At 71.1% G+C, this 18,704-nt stretch carries 20 protein-coding genes; 13 read left to right on the forward strand and 7 right to left on the reverse strand.

Going from position 1 to position 18,704, the window contains the following annotated elements:
* Nucleotides 1–2 precede the first annotated feature (2 nt).
* The 3 genes from ACZ5ON_RS13080 (at nucleotide 3) to ACZ5ON_RS13090 (ending at nucleotide 4,851) form a co-directional block, all read left to right on the forward strand.
* Nucleotides 3–1,577, forward strand: a complete 1,575-nt coding sequence (locus ACZ5ON_RS13080; protein ID WP_465590139.1) for an SCO6880 family protein — start codon at nucleotides 3–5, stop codon at nucleotides 1,575–1,577.
* 21 nt (nucleotides 1,578–1,598) lie between these two features.
* A complete protein-coding gene (locus ACZ5ON_RS13085) occupies nucleotides 1,599–2,948 on the forward strand; it encodes an ATP-binding protein (RefSeq protein ID WP_465590142.1) in 1,350 nt (449 codons plus the stop codon).
* A gap of 127 nt (nucleotides 2,949–3,075) precedes the next feature.
* A complete protein-coding gene (locus ACZ5ON_RS13090) occupies nucleotides 3,076–4,851 on the forward strand; it encodes a bifunctional metallophosphatase/5'-nucleotidase (protein WP_465590145.1) in 1,776 nt (591 codons plus the stop codon).
* 79 nt (nucleotides 4,852–4,930) lie between these two features.
* Here the strand turns inward: ACZ5ON_RS13090 and ACZ5ON_RS13095 are convergent, their stop codons facing one another.
* The 5 genes from ACZ5ON_RS13095 to ACZ5ON_RS13115 form a co-directional block, all read right to left on the reverse strand.
* The gene (locus tag ACZ5ON_RS13095) at nucleotides 4,931–6,439 is read right to left on the reverse strand and encodes a HAMP domain-containing sensor histidine kinase (protein ID WP_465590149.1); all 1,509 of its coding nucleotides are present in this window, start codon (nucleotides 6,437–6,439) and stop codon (nucleotides 4,931–4,933) included.
* Nucleotides 6,436–7,209: a response regulator transcription factor gene (locus ACZ5ON_RS13100; RefSeq protein WP_465590152.1), complete on the reverse strand. Its 774-nt coding sequence runs from the start codon at nucleotides 7,207–7,209 to the stop codon at nucleotides 6,436–6,438. Before ACZ5ON_RS13100 ends, ACZ5ON_RS13095 begins: the two co-directional genes overlap by 4 nt.
* Before the next feature lie 92 nt (nucleotides 7,210–7,301).
* Complete coding sequence (locus ACZ5ON_RS13105; RefSeq protein ID WP_465590157.1) at nucleotides 7,302–8,378, reverse strand: S1C family serine protease; 1,077 nt, start codon at nucleotides 8,376–8,378, stop codon at nucleotides 7,302–7,304.
* A gap of 117 nt (nucleotides 8,379–8,495) precedes the next feature.
* Nucleotides 8,496–9,539, reverse strand: a complete 1,044-nt coding sequence (locus ACZ5ON_RS13110) for a LacI family DNA-binding transcriptional regulator (protein ID WP_465590160.1) — start codon at nucleotides 9,537–9,539, stop codon at nucleotides 8,496–8,498.
* A gap of 134 nt (nucleotides 9,540–9,673) precedes the next feature.
* The gene (locus ACZ5ON_RS13115) at nucleotides 9,674–10,408 is read right to left on the reverse strand and encodes a response regulator transcription factor (RefSeq protein WP_465590164.1); all 735 of its coding nucleotides are present in this window, start codon (nucleotides 10,406–10,408) and stop codon (nucleotides 9,674–9,676) included.
* A gap of 776 nt (nucleotides 10,409–11,184) precedes the next feature.
* Between ACZ5ON_RS13115 and ACZ5ON_RS13120 the strand changes: the two genes are divergently transcribed.
* The 6 genes from ACZ5ON_RS13120 to ACZ5ON_RS13145 all read left to right on the forward strand — a co-directional run bounded on the left by ACZ5ON_RS13120 (nucleotide 11,185) and on the right by ACZ5ON_RS13145 (nucleotide 14,301).
* Nucleotides 11,185–11,430 carry a MoaD/ThiS family protein gene (locus ACZ5ON_RS13120; RefSeq protein ID WP_465590657.1) on the forward strand — a complete coding sequence of 82 codons (246 nt, stop codon included), beginning with the start codon at nucleotides 11,185–11,187 and terminating at the stop codon, nucleotides 11,428–11,430.
* Nucleotides 11,431–11,578: 148 nt separating this feature from the next.
* Nucleotides 11,579–12,250: an LmeA family phospholipid-binding protein gene (locus tag ACZ5ON_RS13125; RefSeq protein WP_465590167.1), complete on the forward strand. Its 672-nt coding sequence runs from the start codon at nucleotides 11,579–11,581 to the stop codon at nucleotides 12,248–12,250.
* 252 nt (nucleotides 12,251–12,502) lie between these two features.
* Entirely contained in the window at nucleotides 12,503–12,583 is an 81-nt protein-coding gene (locus tag ACZ5ON_RS13130) for an Ms5788A family Cys-rich leader peptide (RefSeq protein ID WP_370118893.1), read from the forward strand.
* A 214-nt stretch (nucleotides 12,584–12,797) separates the two neighbouring features.
* Complete coding sequence (locus ACZ5ON_RS13135; RefSeq protein WP_465590170.1) at nucleotides 12,798–13,631, forward strand: sulfurtransferase; 834 nt, start codon at nucleotides 12,798–12,800, stop codon at nucleotides 13,629–13,631.
* 39 nt (nucleotides 13,632–13,670) lie between these two features.
* On the forward strand, nucleotides 13,671–13,961 hold the full coding sequence (locus ACZ5ON_RS13140; protein ID WP_427393281.1) for a DUF1416 domain-containing protein: 291 nt from the start codon (nucleotides 13,671–13,673) through the stop codon (nucleotides 13,959–13,961).
* Between the two features lie 67 nt (nucleotides 13,962–14,028).
* Nucleotides 14,029–14,301, forward strand: a complete 273-nt coding sequence (locus ACZ5ON_RS13145) for a DUF3099 domain-containing protein (protein ID WP_465590175.1) — start codon at nucleotides 14,029–14,031, stop codon at nucleotides 14,299–14,301.
* 24 nt (nucleotides 14,302–14,325) lie between these two features.
* Here the strand turns inward: ACZ5ON_RS13145 and ACZ5ON_RS13150 are convergent, their stop codons facing one another.
* A complete protein-coding gene (locus ACZ5ON_RS13150; protein ID WP_465590178.1) occupies nucleotides 14,326–14,688 on the reverse strand; it encodes a DsrE family protein in 363 nt (120 codons plus the stop codon).
* A gap of 274 nt (nucleotides 14,689–14,962) precedes the next feature.
* On the opposite strand from ACZ5ON_RS13150, the gene ACZ5ON_RS13155 reads away from it, so the two are divergent.
* The 3 genes from ACZ5ON_RS13155 (at nucleotide 14,963) to ygfZ (ending at nucleotide 17,134) form a co-directional block, all read left to right on the forward strand.
* A complete protein-coding gene (locus tag ACZ5ON_RS13155; RefSeq protein ID WP_465590181.1) occupies nucleotides 14,963–15,565 on the forward strand; it encodes a heme-binding beta-barrel domain-containing protein in 603 nt (200 codons plus the stop codon).
* Nucleotides 15,566–15,678: 113 nt separating this feature from the next.
* Nucleotides 15,679–16,128: a Fur family transcriptional regulator gene (locus ACZ5ON_RS13160; protein ID WP_465590184.1), complete on the forward strand. Its 450-nt coding sequence runs from the start codon at nucleotides 15,679–15,681 to the stop codon at nucleotides 16,126–16,128.
* A 10-nt stretch (nucleotides 16,129–16,138) separates the two neighbouring features.
* Entirely contained in the window at nucleotides 16,139–17,134 is a 996-nt protein-coding gene (gene ygfZ / locus ACZ5ON_RS13165; protein WP_465590187.1) for a CAF17-like 4Fe-4S cluster assembly/insertion protein YgfZ, read from the forward strand.
* Nucleotides 17,135–17,144: 10 nt separating this feature from the next.
* On the opposite strand, the gene dtd is transcribed toward ygfZ, so the two are convergent.
* Nucleotides 17,145–17,585 (reverse strand): D-aminoacyl-tRNA deacylase, encoded by a 441-nt coding sequence (dtd, locus tag ACZ5ON_RS13170; RefSeq protein WP_465590191.1) that lies wholly within the window; start codon nucleotides 17,583–17,585, stop codon nucleotides 17,145–17,147.
* Between the two features lie 398 nt (nucleotides 17,586–17,983).
* Between dtd and ACZ5ON_RS13175 the strand changes: the two genes are divergently transcribed.
* The gene (locus tag ACZ5ON_RS13175; protein WP_465590194.1) at nucleotides 17,984–18,643 is read left to right on the forward strand and encodes an RsiG family protein; all 660 of its coding nucleotides are present in this window, start codon (nucleotides 17,984–17,986) and stop codon (nucleotides 18,641–18,643) included.
* The last annotated feature ends 61 nt before the right edge of the window (nucleotides 18,644–18,704 follow it).

Genomic DNA, 18,704 nt, shown 5'->3' on the forward strand with positions numbered 1-18,704 from the left:
TCGTGAGCAGCGAACCGCTCGGCCAGTACGGCGCCCAGTACGCCCAGCCGTATGTGCACCAGCGCCGCACCTATCTGATCGGCAAGTCCCGGCCCAACGCGCCGATCGGCCGCAACCGGGAGTCCGGAGAGATCATGCTGATCATCTTCGGGGCCTTCCTCGGCATGATCTGGGGTCTGGCGATGCCGGTCCTGCCGTTGCGGATCGCCGGCCTGGTCGCCTTCCCGCTGCTCGCCATCGCCGCCGTGTACGTGCCGTACCGGCGCCGCACCTTCTACAAGTGGGCCGAGATCAACCGCAGTTACCGGCGCATCGTGCGCAGCGGCCGGGCGGTCTGGCGCTCGGACGCGGTGGACGCCGGTACCCGGCTGGACGGCCGCGAGGTGGAGATCGGCCCGCCGCCCGGGGTCGGCCGGCTGCGCTGGCTGAGCGCGCCGTTCGGCCCGGACGAGGTGGCGGTGCTGATGCACCTGGAGCGGCGTACGGTCACCGCCGCGATCGAGATCGAGGGGCCGGGTGTCGGGCTGCGCGACTCGGAGGACCAGGAGGCGCTGGTCGACCGGTTCGGCACGCTGCTCAAGCACGTGGCCAACGGCGACGGCTTCGTGACCCGGCTGCAGATGCTGGCCCGTACCCTGCCCGCCGACCCGGACGCGCACGCCAAGGACGTGGAGCGGCGCGGCAGCGCGGACGCGCCGGGCTGGCTCAAGGACTCGTACGACCAGCTGCAGTCGATGGTCTCCACCTCCTCCGAACAGCACCGGGCGTACCTGGTGGCCTGCATGCACTACAACCGGGACCTGGCGGCCGAGGCACACGCGATGGGCCGGACGGCCGGCGGGCGGCAGGCCAGGGACGACGACGGCCTGGCGGCCGTGATGGCCCGTGAACTGACCGACATCTGCGCCCGGCTGGCGGAGGCGGACATCCGGGTACGGCAGCCGCTGGGCCAGGCACGGCTCTCCTCGCTGCTGCACTCGATGTACGACCCGGACCACCCGATCGACCACATCCAGGCGATGTCCCGGCGGAACGCCTGGCCGGCCGAGCTGGACGCCACCCACCCGCAGTTCCTGCAGGCCAAGACGCGTGAGTCGGCGACCCGGGCGCCGTGGTGCCACTCCACCGCCTGGATCAAGGAGTGGCCGTTGACCCCGGTCGGGGTCAACTTCCTGGCGCCGCTGCTGGTGCACACCCCGGACGTGATCCGCACGGTGGCCGTCACCATGGACCTGGAACCGACCGACGTCGCGATCGAGCGGATGCTGACCGAGAAGACCAACGACGAGGCGGAGTCCAGCCGCGCGGCCAAGATGAACCGGACGGTCGACCCGCGCGACCTGGCCCACTCGGGCCGGGTGGACCAGCGCGGCGACGACCTGGCCTCGGGCGCGGCCGGGGTCAACCTGGTCGGGTACATCACGGTGTCCTCGCGCAATCCCGAGGCGCTGGCCCGTGACAAGCGGACCATCCGGGCCTCGGCGGGCAAGTCCTACCTGAAGCTGGAGTGGTGCGACCGCGAGCACCACCGGGCCTTCGTCAACACCCTCCCGTTCGCCACGGGCATCCGCCGCTGATTCTCACTGGAGGCCCGCGTCATGTCGCTCGGCAACCTCACCGACGCCTTCACCAGCCTGATGTTCGGCCGGGTGGAGACCACCCGGCTGCCGGTCCGCACCTCGACCGGGCAGGCGCAGGCGGTCTACTTGCCCACCGCCGCACCGGGGTTGGGCGACTCGGGCGTGATCATCGGCCGTGAGGTGTACAGCGGGAAGGGGTACGTCTACGACCCGTTCCAGCTGTACGGGCAGCAGCTGCCGGCCCCGCACTGGCTGGTGCTCGGTGAGTCCGGCAACGGCAAGTCGGCGCTGGAGAAGACCTACGTGCTGCGCCAACTGCGGTTCCGGGACCGGCAGGTGGTGGTGCTGGACGCGCAGGGCGAGGACGGCGTCGGCGAGTGGAACCTGATCGCCAACGCGCTGGGGATAAAGTCCATCCGGCTCGACCCGATGGCCGCCAGGGACGGCGGGGTGAAGCTCAACCCGCTGGATCCGGCGATCACCACCACCGGTCAGCTGTCGCTGCTGCGCACCATCATCGAGGTGGCGATGGGGCGCGGCCTGGAGGAGCGGGCCGGCTTCGCGCTGAAGGCCGCGCACGCCCATGTGCACGCTACGGTGACCGACCGCCAGCCGGTGCTGGACGACATCATCACCACGCTGCGCAATCCCGACCTCACCTCGGTGGAGTCGCTCGGGGTGGGCGTCCAGGACGTGCAGTCCTGGGGACTGGACGTGGCGCTGGTGCTGGACCGGCTGGTCGACGGTGACCTGCGAGGCATGTTCGACGGGCCCACCACGGCCGGCATCGACCTGGACGCGCCGCTGATCGTCTTCGACCTGTCGCACATCGACCGCAACTCGATCGCGATGCCGATCCTGATGGCGATCGTCGGGGTCTGGCTGGAGCACACCTGGTTGCGGCCGGACCGGGTGAAGCGCATCTTCCTGGTCGAGGAGGCATGGCACATCATCAACAGCCCATTCGTGGCCCAGCTGTTCCAGCGTCTGCTGAAGTTCGGACGGCGGCTCGGCCTGTCGTTCGTCGCGGTGGTGCACCACCTCTCGGACGTGGTGGACGGGGCGGCGGCCAAGGAGGCGTCGGCGATCCTGAAGATGGCCTCCACCCGGACGATCTACATGCAGAAGGCGGAGGAGGCGCGGTCCACCGGGCGGGTGCTCGGCCTGCCGCGCTGGGCGGTCGAGATCATCCCGACGCTGTCGCCCGGCATCGCGGTGTGGGACGTCAACGGCAACGTCCAGGTGGTGAAGCACATCATCACCGAGACGGAACGGCCGCTGGTGTACACGGACCGCGCGATGACCGAGGACGCGGTGGCTGAGCGGAACCGGGCGGAGCAGCAACTGGCCGCCGAGCCGCGGATGTAGCCGATAGCCGATCGGTTTTCCTTCGGGTCAAGAATCGGCAATGCATTCGTTACGTCAGATGTCCTGACAGCTACGCGCGTTGAACCTAGGCTTCAGTGGCCAACACGCCACTCACAGGGGGAGACGCATGTTCACAGCCAGACACCGGATGAGGGCGGCGGCTGTTGCTGCCGGACTGATCGGGGCCGTGCTGGTGCCGGGGGTCGCCGAGGCCCACGGGCGCCACGGGACCGAGGACCTCCAACTCCTCGCCATCAACGACTTCCACGGCAACCTGGAGCCCCCGGCGGGATCCTCCGGCACCGTCAAGGAGGTCGACCCGAAGACCGGTGAGGTCGTCTCGACCCCGGCGGGTGGTGTGGAGTACCTGGCCACCGAGCTGCGTCAGGCCCGCAAGGGGCACCCCAACTCGGTCACCGTCGCCGCCGGTGACATCGTCGGCGCCAGCCCGCTGCTCTCCAGCCTGTTCCACGACGAGCCGACCATCGAGGCGATGAACAAGCTCGGCCTGGACGTGACCAGCGTCGGCAACCACGAGTTCGACCACGGCGCGGCCGAGCTGCTGCGCAAGCAGAACGGCGGCTGTGCGGCGGACGGCTGCAAGGGCGGGCACAAGTTCAAGGGCGCCGAGTTCCAGTACCTGGCCGCCAACGTCACCAACGAGAAGACCGGCCGGACCCTGCTGCCCCCGTACTGGGTGAAGAACGTGCACGGGGTGAAGGTCGGCTTCATCGGGGTCACGCTGGAGGGCACGCCCAACATCGTCACGGCGGCGGGCGTCAAGGGCCTGAAGTTCGGCAACGAGGTCACCACGGTCAACAAGTACGCCGCGGAGCTCAAGCGCAAGGGCGTCAACTCGATCGTCGCGCTGATCCACGAGGGCGGGTACCCGGCTTCCAGTACGTACAACTACGACTGCGGCCCGGCCGGCCAGGGAATCTCGGGCCCGATCGTGGACATCGCGAAGAAGCTCGACCCGGCGGTCGGCGCGATCGTCACCGGACACACCCACAACTCCTACGCCTGCTCGATCCCGGACCCCAACGGTGTCCCGCGCTCGGTGACCAGCGCCGCTTCCTTCGGCCGGCTGTACACCGAGATCGACCTGAAGCTGGACCGGCGGACCGGCAGCATCGTCCGGCCCTCGGTCACCGCGGCCAACCACGTGGTGCGGCGGGACGTGCCCAAGGCGCCCGACATGACCAGGCTGATCGACCAGTACAACAAGCTGGCCGCGCCGATCGCCAACCGCCCGGTCGGCTACATCGGCGCGGACGTCAACGGTCGGGGCTCCACCGCGTTCGAGAAGCCGCTCGGTGACGTGATCGCCGACGCCCAGCTGGAGGGGATGGCGCCCAAGGACAAGGGCGGCGCGCAGATCGCCTTCATGAACCCCGGCGGCATCCGCTCCGACCTGGTCTACAAGGCCGCCGGCAGCGAGGGTGACGGCGTGGTGACGTACGGCGAGGCGTTCACCGTCCAGCCGTTCACCAACATGATGCAGGTCAAGACGCTGACCGGGGCCCAGGTCATCCAGCTGCTCCAGCAGCAGGTGAGCGGCCCGAACGCCGAGGCGCCGAAGATCCTCCAGTCCTCGGCCGGCCTGGCGTACACCCTCGACCTCACCAAGACCGGCGCCGACCGGATCGTGGTCCCCTCGATCAAGCTGAACGGCGCGCCGATCGACCCGGCCGCCTCGTACCGGGTCGCGGCCAACGAGTTCCTGGCCGGTGGCGGCGACGGCTTCCCGGCCTTCGCGGCCGGTACCGACAAGCTGGTCGGCCCCTCGGACCTGGACGTCCTCACCGCCTACCTCGGCGCGCACAGCAAGGCGGGCAGCCCGCTGGCCGTGCCCGCACAGGATCGGATCAAGATCATCGGCGCCGGCGAGGACAAGGACTGACCCTCGCCCGCACGTTGCGGGGCGGGGCGCCTTCGGGCGCCCCGCCCCTTCGGCGTCAGGGGGCCGGTCCTGACCGGTCCTACTGCGGCAGGTCGGACTGGCCGGGCAGGCGGGCTGTGGCCAGTGCGCCGGGTCCGCCGTCCCGGGCGGGGCCGAGGGCGACCTCGCCGCCGGTGTCCTGGATCGTCTGGGCGACGATCGACAGCCCGAGGCCGGAGCCGGGTAGCTGTCGGGAGGACGGGGAGCGCCAGAACCGGTCGAAGACGTACGGGAGTTCGTCCGCCGGGATGCCGGGGCCGTGGTCGCGGACGGTCAACGTGCCCTGGTGGAGGGCGACTTCGATGGTGCCGCCGGGCGGCGAGTACTTCACCGCGTTGTCGAGGAGGTTGATCACGGCGCGGTCCAGGGCCGGGCCGTCGCCCCGTACGTACCACGGGTCCAGCTCGACCGCGAAGGTCAGGCCGGGGCCGCGCAGCTTGGCCCGTTCCACGGCGCGGGCGGCGATGTCGTGCAGCGCCAGCACGGTCAGGTTCTGGCCGGGCTTGGGGGAGTCCGGGCGGGAGAGCTGCAGCAGGTCGCCGATCAGCACGGTGAGTTCCTGCATCTGGGCCTTCATGTTGCCCAGCAGCTTGGTGCGGGTGGCGGGCGGCAACGGGCGGCCGGTCTCGTCGCTGCGGATCATCAGGTCGACGTTGGTGCGCAGCGAGGTGAGCGGAGTGCGCAGTTCGTGGCCGGCGTCGGCGATCAGCCGGGTCTGGCGCTCGCGGGAGTTCAGCAGCGCGGTGGACATCGAGTTGAAGGACGTGGCCAGCCGGGCGATCTCGTCGTTGCCCCGGACCGGGATGGTGGTGCCGACCTCCTCGGTGCGGGCGATGTGCTCCACCACGTCGGTGAGTTGGTCGACCGGCTTGAGCGCCTGCCGGGCCACCAGGGTGCCGGTCACCCCGGCACCGACCACGCCGAGGCCGGCGACGCCGATCAGGAGCAGGCCGAGGCCGCGCAGAGTCTCCGTGGGGTCCGTGGCACTGGCGGCGAGCAGGATGAACTGCTCGCCAGTGCCATCGGTGTACAGGCTGTAGCGGATTGTGAGTGGCTTGCCATCCACGTCGTTGCCACTCCGGAACTTGAACTGACCAGGACCGAACCCCAGTGCAGCGAGGTCGGACGGCGCGGGGACGATTCCCCTTTGCGCTCCGATGGGCAGGCACACGGTGCTCCCATCGGCTGTCACCAGCTCGGTGTTCCACTGGTAGTAGTTGTGGTGGCCGGGGCCCGGGGGAGTCGGGCGGGATGCAGAGAGCTTGATGTTGTTGGCCCGGGTGGCAGTCTGCGCGGCCGCTGCCGAGGCGCCGCAGTTCGCTTTTGGCCAGTCCTGGAGACGGGTGGCGCTCCCCGGCCCGATCGGGTCCAGTGGTGCGAGCGAGAGGTTCTGCCTTACCTGCTCGTACAGCCGGTCGCGGACGATGAACCAGCACGCCAGAGCCGACAGCGCGATCGTGACCGCCACCGCGGCGGCGGTGAGCATGGCCAGCCGGCTCCGCAGGGAGCGGGAGCGGAACCAGCCGGTCAGCCGGTGGAGCAGTTTCACGCCGCGGCGCCCGCTGCGGTGCGCAGGGCGTAGCCGACGCCGCGGACGGTTTGGATCAGGCGGGGCATGCCGCCCTGTTCGGTCTTGCGGCGCAGGTACATGACGTACACGTCCAGCGAGTTGGAGGAGGGCTCGAAGTCGAAGCCCCAGACCGCCTTGAGGATCTGCTCGCGGGTGAGGACCTGGCGCGGGTGCGAGAGGAACATCTCCAGCAGCATGAACTCGGTGCGGGTGAGCTCGATGGACTTGCCCTCGCGGCTGACCTCGCGGGTGGCGGTGTTCATCCGCAGGCCGCCGAAGGCGAGTACGTCGCTGTCGCTGTCCTCGGCGGCCGCGCGGGCGGCGGCCTCGTTGGCGATGGCGCTGCGGCGCAGCAGGGCCCGGACCCGGGCGAGCAGTTCGTCCAGTTCGAAGGGCTTGGCGAGGTAGTCGTCGGCGCCGACGTCCAGGCCGGTGACCCGGTCGCCGACGGCGTCGCGGGCGGTGAGCATCAGGACGGGCACGGCGTCGCCGCGGCCCCGCATCCGGCGGACGGTGGTGAGGCCGTCCATCCGGGGCATCATGATGTCCAGCAGGACGAGGTCGGGCCGCTCGCGCTCGACGGCGTCCAGCGCCTCGTAGCCGTCGGTGGCGGTGGTGACGTCGTAGCCCTCGAAGGCGAGGCTGCTCTCCAGGGCGTCCCGCAGCGCGGGCTCGTCGTCGACCACGAGGATGCGGGCGGTGGAGCCCGCGGCCTCGGCGAAGGTGCGGTCGTCGGCGGGGGGAGTCATGGGCCGGTGGCCTTTCTGCGTCCGGGTGTCCTGAGCAATTGTGCGTCGATCGGGCCGCGAACACGGAGGGTTGCGACAGCTTCGGTTGACGGTCAGAGGGTCTGGCCGGCCTGGAGCTTGGGCAGCAGCCGCTTGATGTCGTTGATCGGGATCGCGAAGCCGAGGCCGACGCTGCCCGCGTTCTCACTGCTCGTGTCACCGGAGTTGCTGCCCGAGTACATGGCCGAGTTGAGGCCGATCACCTGGCCGCCGGTGTTGATCAGCGGACCGCCGGAGTTGCCGGGGTTGAGCGCGGCGTCGGTCTGCAGGGCCTTGTAGTTGGCGGTGTCCCCGCCGGGGGCGGAGCCGGTGCGCTGGCCGGGGAGGAACGGGAAGCCGAAGCCGCCGTTGTCGCGGGTGGAGCCCTCGTCGACCTGGACGGTGACCGGGCGGTCCTTGGCGCTGATGATGCCGGAGGTGACCGTTCCGGTGAGGCCCTCGGGGTTGCCGATGGCGACCACCGGGTCGCCGATCTGCATGCTGTCGGAGTCGCCGAGGGTGGCGGGGGCGAGGCCGCTGACACCGGAGGCGTTGATCACCGCGACGTCCGTGGACTTGTCGGTGCCCTTCACGGCGGCGCTCGCGGTGCTGCCGTTGTGGAAGGTGACGGTGATCTGGCCGTCGTCGCCGACCGCGCCGGAGATGACGTGGTAGTTGGTGAGGATCTGCCCGCCGGAGGTGAGGACCACGCCGGTGCCGGTCGCGGTGCCGGTGCTGGACTTCACGGTGATCTGGACGACGCTCGGGGAGACCGCGGCGGCGATCGCGGCCACGTTGCCGGTGGAGCTGGAGGAGACCGGGCTGACCACGGTGGAGGCGGCGGGGCCGGCGGCGGTGGCCCGGTGGCCGACCAGCGCGCCTCCGGCCGCGCCGCCGAGCACGGCGGCGATCGCGGCCACGGCGGTGACCAGGGCGAGCCTGCCCTTGAGCAGGCCGCGTACGGCGTGGCGGGCCGGGGCCCGCAGTGCCTCGACGGCGGGGAGCGGGGCGGTAGGGAACCCGGCCTCGGGGGCCGGGGGCTCCTCGGGTGCGGGCCAGTGGCCGTAGCGGTATGAGGCGTTGCTGTCCGACCCGGTGAGGTACGGACCGGTGGCCGCCTGCTCTTCGTTGGTGCGGTGCTGATCGCTCATGGATCCAACGTCGGCCCGCTGGATGAAGATCTGATGAGAACCGACTTTGAACCTGCCGAGAAGCCTGTTGGCTTCTCATAAAGCCAGGTCAGCGTACGGATCAACCGGTGCGCCCGATCAGCTTCCGACAGCCCCGTCGCAGCCGCAGGAACGCCGTACCACCAGGCGCGACGGGAACTTGCGCACCCGCTCGGTGTCGGAACCCGGGACCATCAGCGAGTCGTCCAGCACCAGGTCGACCGCGGCCCGGGCCATGGCGTCCCGGTCGGAGGCCACCGTGGTCAGCGGCGGGTCGACGAACGCCGCCTCGGGTACGTCGTCGTAGCCGGCCACCGCCAGGTCCTCCGGCACCCGCAGGCCGACCTCGCGCGCGGCCCGCAGGACACCGATCGCCTGGTCGTCGGTGGAGCAGAAGATGGCCGGCGGGCGGGCGGGGGAGCGCAGCAGCTCCACCGCGACCTGGTAGGCGCCGTAGCGGTTGAACGGGGCGTCCAGCAGGTGGGGCTCGGTTGGCAGGTCGTGGGCGTCCATGGCCCGCTGCCAGCCCTCGACGTGGTCGATGACCGGGTCGCCCGGCGCGGGCGCCTCCACCGGGCCGCCGAAGCAGACTACGTACGGGTGCCCGTGGTGCTCCAGCAGGTGGCGGACGGCCAGCTCGGCGCCGGCCACGTCATCGCTGACCACGGCGACGTCGTCGATCGCCTCGGGACGGCGGTGCAGCAGCACCACCTTGGCGCCCTCCATGGCGGCGAACTCCTCCGCCGCGCGCTGCGAGGGGCCCTGGCTGACCAGGATCAGGCCGGAGACCCGCATGCCGAGGAAGGCGCGGACGTAGTGCACCTCGCGGTCGTCCGCGTAGTCGGAGTTGCCGATCAGTACGAGCTTGCCGCGCTCGGAGGCGGCGCGTTCCACGGCGTGCGCCATCTCGGCGAAGAACGGCTGGCGGGCGTCGGGGACGACCATGCCGATCAGGTTGGTGCGGCGGGAGGCCATCGCCTGGGCGACGCTGTTCGGCCGGTAGCCGAGCTGGTCGATCGCCGCGAGCACCTTCTCCCTGGTCGCGGGCGCGACCGGGCGCGGCCCGTTGTTGATGACGTAGCTGACGACCGCCGTCGAGGTCCCAGCCAGTCGGGCTACATCGTCGCGCGTCACCTTGGCCACGCAGGGAGTCTACGCGGGTGGCACGACAGCGCTATGAGCAGTGTCACGGACGCCACACGTCTGTGACCTCGAACCCAGTGCATAACCGGACAAGCCGGGCGGCCGCCGTGCGACCGCCGGGCCCGGCACCGGGTTCAGGCCTCCTGCGCGGCGGCCGCTCTGGGGGCCTCGACGCCCGGCCGCTCGCCCTTGTCCTGGGCCGTCGGCACCACGAAGCGGTAGCCGACGTTGCGGACGGTGCCGATCAGCTGCTCGTGCTCCACACCCAGCTTGGCCCGCAGCCGCCGGACGTGGACGTCGACCGTGCGGGTGCCCCCGAAGTAGTCGTAGCCCCAGACCTCCTGCAGCAGCTGCGCCCGGGTGAAGACCCGGCCGGGGTGCTGCGCGAGGTACTTGAGCAGCTCGAACTCCTTGAAGGTCAGGTCCAGCACCCGGCCCTTGAGCTTGGCGGAGTACGTCGCCTCGTCCACCGAGAGGTCGCCGTTGCGGATCTCCATCGGGCTGTCGTCCGCCGACACCTGGAGCCGGCCCATGGCCAGCCGCAGCCGGGCCTCGACCTCGGCGGGCCCGGCGGTGTCCAGCAGGACGTCGTCGATGCCCCACTCGGCGGTGACGGCGGTCAGTCCGCCCTCGGTGACCACCAGGAGTAGCGGGCAGCCGATCCCGGTGGAGCGCAGCAGCTGGCAGAGGCTGCGGATCTGCGGCAGGTCGCGCCGTCCGTCGACCAGGATCACGTCGGCGCTCGGCGTGTCCACCAGGGCCGATCCCTCGGCCGGTGCCACCCGTACGTTGTGCAGCAGCAGTCCGAGGGCGGGCAGTACCTCGGCGGACGGCTGCAGTGCGTTGGTGAGGAGCAGAAGAGAACTCATACCCGGTGGTCCCCTTTCCGGGTCGTCGCGGTCGCAGCGGGACGGCTGCCGCCACAGCCGGCAGTGGCAGCTGCGAAGTGAGAGTGAGGTGGGGGAGGAGCCTGCGCCGGGGGCGTTCCGGCCGGTTCGGCGCAGTGCAGGGCGGCACGGGATGCGCACCGGAGGTCCCGCAACCCCTGGTGCTCCGTTCGTGCCCTGCTCATCCGCGAACCTTCCGGGTCTGCTCCCGCACCGGGTGGCGGCCCGGGGCGGTCCTCGTGGTCGGCGCGGGTGGGGCACCGGCGGTGAGGACGTCCGTGGTGGGTGTCCTGAATGCACAAAAGGACCCGGGGGCGACTCTGCCCGGATCCCTTACGTTCACGAGAATAGCCGACCACTCTGCGCAGCGGGAGAGCGTCCTGCCGTCGGCTGGGCCACACGGCGGCGGCCGGGCCGGCGTCCGGCGGGGCCCGCCACGGACCGGTCTTGACCCGGCCTTGACCCGCTCCTGGTGCGGGCCCCGGGGCCGGTTCGGCGGCCGCGCCGACCGGTTCGAGCCGGGCGGTTCCCGGTCGGCGGCCCGCCTCGGTCATCATGGGAGCCGCACCGGCCGAACGGTACGTGTACACCGAACAGAGGCGGCCCGGCACCAGGAGCCGGTCGGCCGCACCGGGCGATGACGACGAGGAGGGGTTGCCATGGCAGCGACCACCGATGTCGGTGACGCGCTGAACTCACCCGCGGGAGTGACGTCACCCGAGCGGGTGACGGCGCCGGGAGCCCCGGTGGCGGGGACCATCCGGTACTGGGCCGCCGCCAAGGCGGCCGCCGGGACGGCCGAGGAGCCCTATCTGGCGGCGACGCTCGCCGAAGCACTGGCGGCGGCGCGCGCCCGGCACGCGAGCCGTCCGCGCCTGCTCCAGGTGCTCGACCACTGCTCCTACCTGGTGGACGGCGAACAGGTGGGGCACCGGGAGCACGCCGCCGTCCCGCTCACCGAGGGCGGCACGGTCGAGGTGCTGCCCCCCTTCGCCGGGGGGTGAGCCGCCGGCGGGTACGGCCCGGTGGGCGCTCCGCCTTGAGGAGAAGGTGGCGCTGTGCCCGGGCAGTGGGTCGGAACCGGACTCCGGTTCGGTTCGTCGTAGGTCCGTACGGTGCTTGGATCGGACGGGGACGAGAGGCACGTCATACATGCGCGGCTTGCTCAAGCTGATCATCGGCCTGGCAGTTCTGCTCGGACTGCTGGTGGGCGCGGACCGGATCGCGGTCGGCGTGGCCCAGGACGAGGCCGCCGACCGGCTGGTCAGCACCGGGAAGATCAGCGGCCGCCCGAAGGTCTCGATCGACGGGTTCCCCTTCCTCACCCAGGCGGTGGCGGGCCGCTTCGACAGCGTCCGGCTCTCGGGTGAGGGCGTGACGGTCAGCGACGGCCGGGAGAAGGTGCCGCTGCGCTCGTTCAGCATGCAGCTGTCCGGGGTGGAGGTCGGCAGCGGCTACCGCAGCGCCACCGTGCACAGCGGCAGCGGCAGCGGCGTCGTCTCGTACGGCGACGTGGCCAGGCTGGTCTCGGGCACCGAGCAGATCGAGCTCTCCTACGCCGGGCCGGGCAAGGTCGGGGCCTCGGTCGGCGGAATGCCGATCGGCCAGGGCAGCGTGCACAGCAAGGACGACACCATCACCGCCGACGGCTTCCGGCTCGGCGGCCTGGGAGCGCTGTTGAACGGGGCCGCGAACGGCCTGCTGGGACCGCGCAGCTTCACCCTGACCGATCTGCCGGCCGGACTGAGCCTGGAGAGCGCGACGCCCGAGCCGGACGGCCTCAAGCTCACCTTCCACGGCAGCGACGTCAAGCTGGTCGGCTGACCCGCACCTGCTCCCCGGTTCGACCGTCCCCGGTGGGCCGGTCGAACGGCCGTTTCCGTATCGCTCTGCGAGACGGACTGTCCAGTGCGAGCCCGCTGAGCTGCCCGAACACCCCCTTTCGGGGATCCTGGAAGAGAGTCGGGGCGGCCCCGTGCATCGGAAGGGCTTTGAAATCTCGATATTCGAAACATTTCATCTCAGGATTCGACACACTGGTGACAGTGGACCGCGCTTGTCCCTAGCATCGTCGGCATGAAGCGACAGGCGGAACTCACGAAGCGGCGGGCGGTAGACCTGTGCCGCGTGGCCGCCTGCCTGTGTCGAATGCGCTGACCGGGCGGTTCTGACCGGCGTTCCCGGCCCGCCCGACCCCTTGCCAGCGGTCTGAACTGGCACATTGCCGCCCAGTGCCGTCCGGCATCTCCCGATCTGAGCACGGTGCGACCCGCAATCCCCCTGTCTCGACATCTGGACAGATGCACGGACGGGACGTAGTCGAGCACTTTCCGAGCAGCCTTCCGCCAACCGCCCCCGGATGGAGAACCCCATGAGCCGCAGCGACGTCCTGGTCGACGCCGACTGGGTCCAGGCCCACCTGAACGACCCGAAGGTCGTCATCGTCGAGGTCGACGAGGACACCTCCGCGTACGACAAGAACCACATCCGCAATGCCGTCCGGATCGACTGGAAGAGGGACCTCCAGGACCCGGTCCGGCGCGACTTCGTAGACCAGGCCGGCTTCGAGGCGCTGCTCAGCGCCAAGGGCATCGCGGGCGACCACACCGTGGTGCTCTACGGCGGCAACAACAACTGGTTCGCCTCGTACGCCTACTGGTACTTCAAGCTGTACGGCCACGGCGACGTCCGCCTGCTGGACGGCGGCCGCAAGAAGTGGGAGCTGGACTCCCGCGAGCTGGTCGCCGAGGTGCCCCAGCGCGCCGCGACCGAGTACCGGGCGAAGGCCCAGGACACCTCGATCCGCGCCTTCCGCGACGAGGTGCTGGCCGCGATCGGCAGCCTGAACCTGGTCGACGTCCGTTCGCCCGACGAGTTCAGCGGCAAGCTGCTCGCCCCGGCGCACCTCCCGCAGGAGCAGTCGCAGCGCCCGGGCCACATCCCCAGCGCCCGCAACATCCCGTGGGCCAAGAACGCCAACGACGACGGCACCTTCAAGAGCGACGAGGAGCTGAAGGCCCTCTACGCGGCCGAGGGCGTCGACCTGGCCAAGGACACCATCGCCTACTGCCGGATCGGCGAGCGCTCGGCGCTCACCTGGTTCGTGCTGCACGAGCTGCTCGGCCAGCAGAACGTGAAGAACTACGACGGTTCCTGGACCGAGTACGGCAGCCTGGTCGGCGTGCCGATCGAGCTCGGCAACTGATCACCCGGCCCGACACCGGTAACCAGAGGAGAGACAGACATGTGCGGTGCGAAGGCCGGCGGCCCGGACCTGGCAGGAGTTGACGTGGCCAAGGAGACGATCATCCAGGGTTCGGTGACCCGCGACGGCGAGCCGGTGCACGGCTACGTCCGGCTGCTGGACGGCAATGGTGACTTCACCGCCGAGGTGCCCACCTCGGCCAGCGGGCAGTTCCGCTTCTTTGCCCGCCCGGGCACCTGGACGCTGCGCGCGCTGGTGCCGGGCGCGACCGTGGACCGCGTGGTGGTCGCCTCCCTCGGGGCCCAGACCGAGGTTCCGATCGCGATCTGACGCGACTCATCGGCGAACGCGCTGAGGGCCCCTGCCACCGCGGGGCCCTCAGCCATACCCTGGAGACGTGCAGGCACGTCAGCGCCACGTCCGCTACTTCGTCATGATGGGCATCTGCATCGGACTGTTCGTCCTGGCGTGGGGCGTGGTGCGCTTCTGGTCGCTGGCGGCCGCGATCGGAATGTGCCTGGTCGCCATGGTCATCCCGCCGCTCGCGGCCGTCCTCGCCAACCGGCGCGACCCGGACGACGACTGGTGGAACGATCCGCGCTGGGACGACCCGAAGTGGGACCAGCCGGGCCACGACCGGGACAACCCCGACCACGAGCCGCGCCCCTGAGGGCGCCGTCGGCGGACCGCGCCGTCAGTAGACCAGGGCCTGGACGCCGTCGGCCGTGATCTCGCTGACGAAGACCTGGGCCCCCGCGATCCGGACCCCGTCCAGGGTGTCCTTCTCGGTGATGTCACGCCGGGCCGCGCACTGGGTGCAGAGGGTGACGGTGCCGGCCGCCAGGATCGACTCCAGCAGGTCGGGCAGCGGTGCGGCGTGCGGCAGTTCGAACTCCGCCGCCCGTCCCGGCAGGGCGAACCAGGAGGACTCACCGGTGAGCCAGAGCGAGACCTCGACCCCGCTGGCGACGGCGACCGCCGCCACCGTGAACGCCTGCGAACAGCGCTCCGGCGCGTCCGCCCCGGCCGTGACCTTGATGACCAGCTTCTTCGTCATGACGCCACCTTAGCGACGGGAAGTCGGGCCTCACCGAGACCCGGGGAGGGGCGGCCGATAGACTCTGCGCCGTCGTACTGTCCGCCATCCCCCCGCTGCTGGGAGCGCCCCGTGACCGGTCTCGAAATCTTCTTCGACTGCCTGCTTGCTCTCATGGCCGTCCTGATCACCTGGTTCGCCATCTTCTCCGTGATGAAGCTGTACCAGGGCCAGCGCTGATCCCCCTTGCCGTACGGTTGAGTCGATTCCATCACCGACGACAGCGACCAGGAACATGATCGAGATCCCCTCTGACCTCCACAAGGACGTCGTCCCGCTGGCCTTCCTCCTGGGCACCTGGGAGGGCGCGGGCGTCTACGCCCCCCTGCCCAGCGAAGAGGGCCCCGGCGCGGAAAAGTGCAACTTCGGCCAGGAGATCATCTTCCGGCACGACGGCCGTCCCTTCCTGGAGTTCCGCTCCCGCACCTGGGTGCTGAACAACGAGGGCGAGAAGGTCCGTCCGCTGGAGAACGAGCACGGCTTCTGGCGGATCACCACCAACCCGCACGGCACCAGCGGTGAGCGCGAGATCGAGTTCTCCTCGGTCCGCGACGACGGCACCGTGGAGATCTGGTACGGCAAGCTGCACGACGGCAAGCCGCAGATCGACCTCGCCACCGACGCGGTCGCCCGGATCGAGGGTTCGGCCCCGTACAGCGGTGGCAAGCGGCTCTACGGCCTGGTGAAGGAGGAGCTGCTCTGGGTCGGCGAGAAGTCCGCCCCCGAGGTCCCGCTGCGGCCGTACATGTCGGCGCAGCTGAAGAAGGTGCTCAACCAGGCCAAGCTGATCCAGGACATCGCGGACCTGCCGGACGACGGCATCGCGTTCTTCCGCTGAGCGGCCGCTGCCGGGCAGGCGGCGGAGCGGAGCACGGCGTGCGAGGAAGGGACCGGCCGTTCGGCCGGTCCCTACACTTGTCTCACGACCTCGAACCGGGTAGGGACACCACCGTGGCGAACACCGACACTCCCACCGACTGGAAAGCCGACCTGCGTGAGCGCGGCTACCGCCTCACCCCGCAGCGCCAGCTGGTGCTGGAGGCGGTCGACGTACTCGACCACGCCACGCCCGACGAGATCCTCAGCCAGGTCAGGAAGACCGCCAGCGGCGTCAACATCTCCACCGTGTACCGGACGCTGGAGCTGCTGGAGGAGCTCGGCCTGGTCTCGCACGCCCACCTCGGCCACGGCGCCCCCACGTACCACCTGGCCGGCCGGCACACCCATCTGCACCTGGTCTGCCGGGACTGCGACAAGGTCACCGAGACCGACACCGCGATCGCCGCACCGCTGATCGACAGCCTGCGCGCCGAGCACGGATTCGACACCGACCTCAAGCATTTCGCCATCTTCGGCCGCTGCGCCGACTGCACCGCCAAACTGCCCGGGGAACACCCGTAAGCTGACCGGTATGACCGGTACCAAGAGCCCGCTGCTCGCCCTGCCCGGCGCCGTCCCCGCCGAGGGGCCGGACGAGGGCGTGGCCGCCCACTACGGCGAGATCTTCCCCGAGCAGCGGCGGCTGGCCGCCGGCGAGGGCTTCGTGGACCTCTCGCACCGCGGTGTGATCACCGTGACCGGCGAGGACCGGCTGTCCTGGCTGCACCTGCTGCTCACCCAGCACGTCAGCCAGCTGCCGCCGCACCAGGCCACCGAGGCACTCATCCTCTCCCCGCACGGGCACGTCGAGCACGCCCTCTACCTGGTGGACGACGGCAGCACGGTCTGGGCGCACGTCGAGCCCGGTACGCAGCAGGCGCTGATCGCCTACCTGGAGAGCATGAAGTTCTTCTACCGGGTGGAGGTCAGGGACGCGACCGCCGATTACGCGGTGGTGCACCTGCCGAACGGTTCCTCCGCCTCCGCCGAGGGCGCCGCGGCGGTACGTGAAGTGTCGCCGGGAGGCTCTGCCGGGGGCCCCTACGGGCGCGACCTGTTCGTGCCGCGCGACCGGCTGGAGGCACTTGCCGCCGGCTACGGTCCGGCCGCCGGGATCTGGGCGTACGAGGCGCTGCGGATCGAGGCGCACCGCCCGCGGCTCGGGTTCGAGACCGACCACCGCACCATCCCGCACGAGGTGGACTGGCTGACCACCGCCGTGCACCTGCAGAAGGGCTGCTACCGGGGCCAGGAGACGGTCGCCCGGGTGCACAACCTCGGCCGCCCGCCGCGCCGCCTGGTCTTCCTGCACCTGGACGGCCTGGAGGAGACGCTGCCGCCGCACGGTACCGAGGTGCGGCTGGCGAGCGATCCGGACGGGCGCGCGCTCGGCTTCGTGACCTCCTCGGCGCGCCACCACGAGCTGGGGCCGATCGCGCTGGCGATCGTGAAGCGGAACGTGCCCGTGGACGCGCCGCTGCTGGCCGGTACGGTGCCGGCCGCGCAGGAGGTCGTCGTCCCGCAGTAGCCCGGCGCGGTCAGACCTCCAGCAGCACCGTGAAGGGGCCGTCGTTGACCAGTGCGACCTTCATGTCCGCGCCGAACCGGCCGGTCTCCACCTTGGCGCCCAGCGTCCGCAGTTCGGCCGCCACGGCGTCCACCAGCGGCTCGGCGAGCGGGCCGGGGGCGGCGGCGTTCCAGGTGGGGCGGCGGCCCTTGCGGGCGTCCCCGTACAGGGTGAACTGGCTGATCACCAGCAGCGGGGCGCCCAGGTCGGAACAGGACTGCTCGACGGCGTCCTCGCCGCCGTCGAAGAGGCGCAGCGTCCAGAGTTTGCGGGCCAGTTGGGCCGCCTTGGCGGGGGTGTCGTCGTGGGTGACGCCGACCAGGACGCAGAGCCCGGGCCCCTCGATCGACCCGACCTTCTCGCCGTCCACCGTGACGCTTGCCTCGGTCACCCGCTGCACCACTGCTCGCATGCCGCCATTGTGCCGGAGGCGCGCAAGGCGCCAGCGCGCGCCGGGGTGAAACAACGCGCGCCGGGAGTGACCCGGTGCTGCCTGCGGGTTGCTCTCGTCATATCAGCCACCCCGTTTCGCCAGAGGGCCGTTCGGGTGGCCGGGCGGTGCACCGGCGGGGGCCCTAGTGGCACGCTGTGGGCGTGGCAAGGCGCGGACTCGCCGTATTCGAACGACCGGACCGCCGTTTCGGCCGGGGTAGCCCGGACGGGTGGTGGCGGCGCCTCGGGGGAACCCCGCGGGGCGCCTCGGCGTGCTCCGGAACGGGGGCGTGCGCGCACGGCAGTACGCGGTGCCCGGTGGGCAGGCGTGGGGCGGGATCGGACAGCGTGACCAGGACAGCGGCAGGTGGTTGGTTGATGGACGCGAGCAGCACGGCCCGCGATCAGTCGTACGGGTTCGCCGGACCGGGAGCGGGGCGGCCCGAGCCGGTGGCCGCCGCAGCGGATGCGCTGGCGGCGGGGAGCCCCGCGGAGTACGACCTCACCGGGCTGGACCTGGAGGAGCTGCGGATGCTCCGCCGGGACGCCCTGGAGCAGGAGGCCGACCTCTCCTACCTCCGCCGTCTGCTGCAGGGCCGGCTCGACATCCTGCAGGCCGAGCTGGAACGGCGCCGGGTGCACCCCGGTGCTCCGGCGGCCGGCGCGGCGGCCGGGCGCGGCGTGTGCCCGGAGACCGGCGCGGAGCCGGTGGCCCTGCTGGACCGGCTGCCCGCGATCCTCGCCGACCCCCCGTCGGTCGTCCGCCGCCCGGCCCGGCACGTCACGCTCGGGACGCCGCGCGGCGAGCAGTACCAGCGCGAGGCCGACGCCCTGATCGGCGACGTCCAGCTGGCCGACCTCGCCGCGCACCCCACCGCCGACCTGCTGGCCGCCCTCGAGCGGCTGGCCGCGCACGAGCGCCAGGTCTCGGGTCGGCGACAGATTCTGCAGCGCACGGCGGACGGCTGCAGTGCCGAGATCACCCGCAGGTACCGTGAAGGGGAGGCGCGGGTCGAGGACCTGCTCGCAGGCGGCTGATCCCGCGGGGCGGGCGGCCGGCGCACACCGATCGTTTTCCGGCCACCCTCATCGTGGAGCT

The organism is Kitasatospora sp. NPDC032150, assembly GCF_055579945.1.

Coding starts and splice junctions, on each gene's coding strand:
- ACZ5ON_RS13125 (WP_465590167.1), top strand. CDS start 11,579: ATGCGCGGCTTGCTCAAGCTGATCATCGGCCTGGCAGTTCTGCTCGGA.
- ACZ5ON_RS13155 (WP_465590181.1), top strand. CDS start 14,963: ATGATCGAGATCCCCTCTGACCTCCACAAGGACGTCGTCCCGCTGGCC.
- ACZ5ON_RS13085 (WP_465590142.1), top strand. CDS start 1,599: ATGTCGCTCGGCAACCTCACCGACGCCTTCACCAGCCTGATGTTCGGC.
- ACZ5ON_RS13105 (WP_465590157.1), bottom strand. CDS start 8,378: ATGAGCGATCAGCACCGCACCAACGAAGAGCAGGCGGCCACCGGTCCG.
- ACZ5ON_RS13150 (WP_465590178.1), bottom strand. CDS start 14,688: ATGACGAAGAAGCTGGTCATCAAGGTCACGGCCGGGGCGGACGCGCCG.
- ACZ5ON_RS13100 (WP_465590152.1), bottom strand. CDS start 7,209: ATGACTCCCCCCGCCGACGACCGCACCTTCGCCGAGGCCGCGGGCTCC.
- ACZ5ON_RS13115 (WP_465590164.1), bottom strand. CDS start 10,408: ATGAGTTCTCTTCTGCTCCTCACCAACGCACTGCAGCCGTCCGCCGAG.
- ACZ5ON_RS13140 (WP_427393281.1), top strand. CDS start 13,671: ATGTGCGGTGCGAAGGCCGGCGGCCCGGACCTGGCAGGAGTTGACGTG.
- ACZ5ON_RS13175 (WP_465590194.1), top strand. CDS start 17,984: ATGGACGCGAGCAGCACGGCCCGCGATCAGTCGTACGGGTTCGCCGGA.
- dtd (WP_465590191.1), bottom strand. CDS start 17,585: ATGCGAGCAGTGGTGCAGCGGGTGACCGAGGCAAGCGTCACGGTGGAC.
- ACZ5ON_RS13130 (WP_370118893.1), top strand. CDS start 12,503: ATGAAGCGACAGGCGGAACTCACGAAGCGGCGGGCGGTAGACCTGTGC.
- ACZ5ON_RS13090 (WP_465590145.1), top strand. CDS start 3,076: ATGTTCACAGCCAGACACCGGATGAGGGCGGCGGCTGTTGCTGCCGGA.
- ACZ5ON_RS13135 (WP_465590170.1), top strand. CDS start 12,798: ATGAGCCGCAGCGACGTCCTGGTCGACGCCGACTGGGTCCAGGCCCAC.
- ygfZ (WP_465590187.1), top strand. CDS start 16,139: ATGACCGGTACCAAGAGCCCGCTGCTCGCCCTGCCCGGCGCCGTCCCC.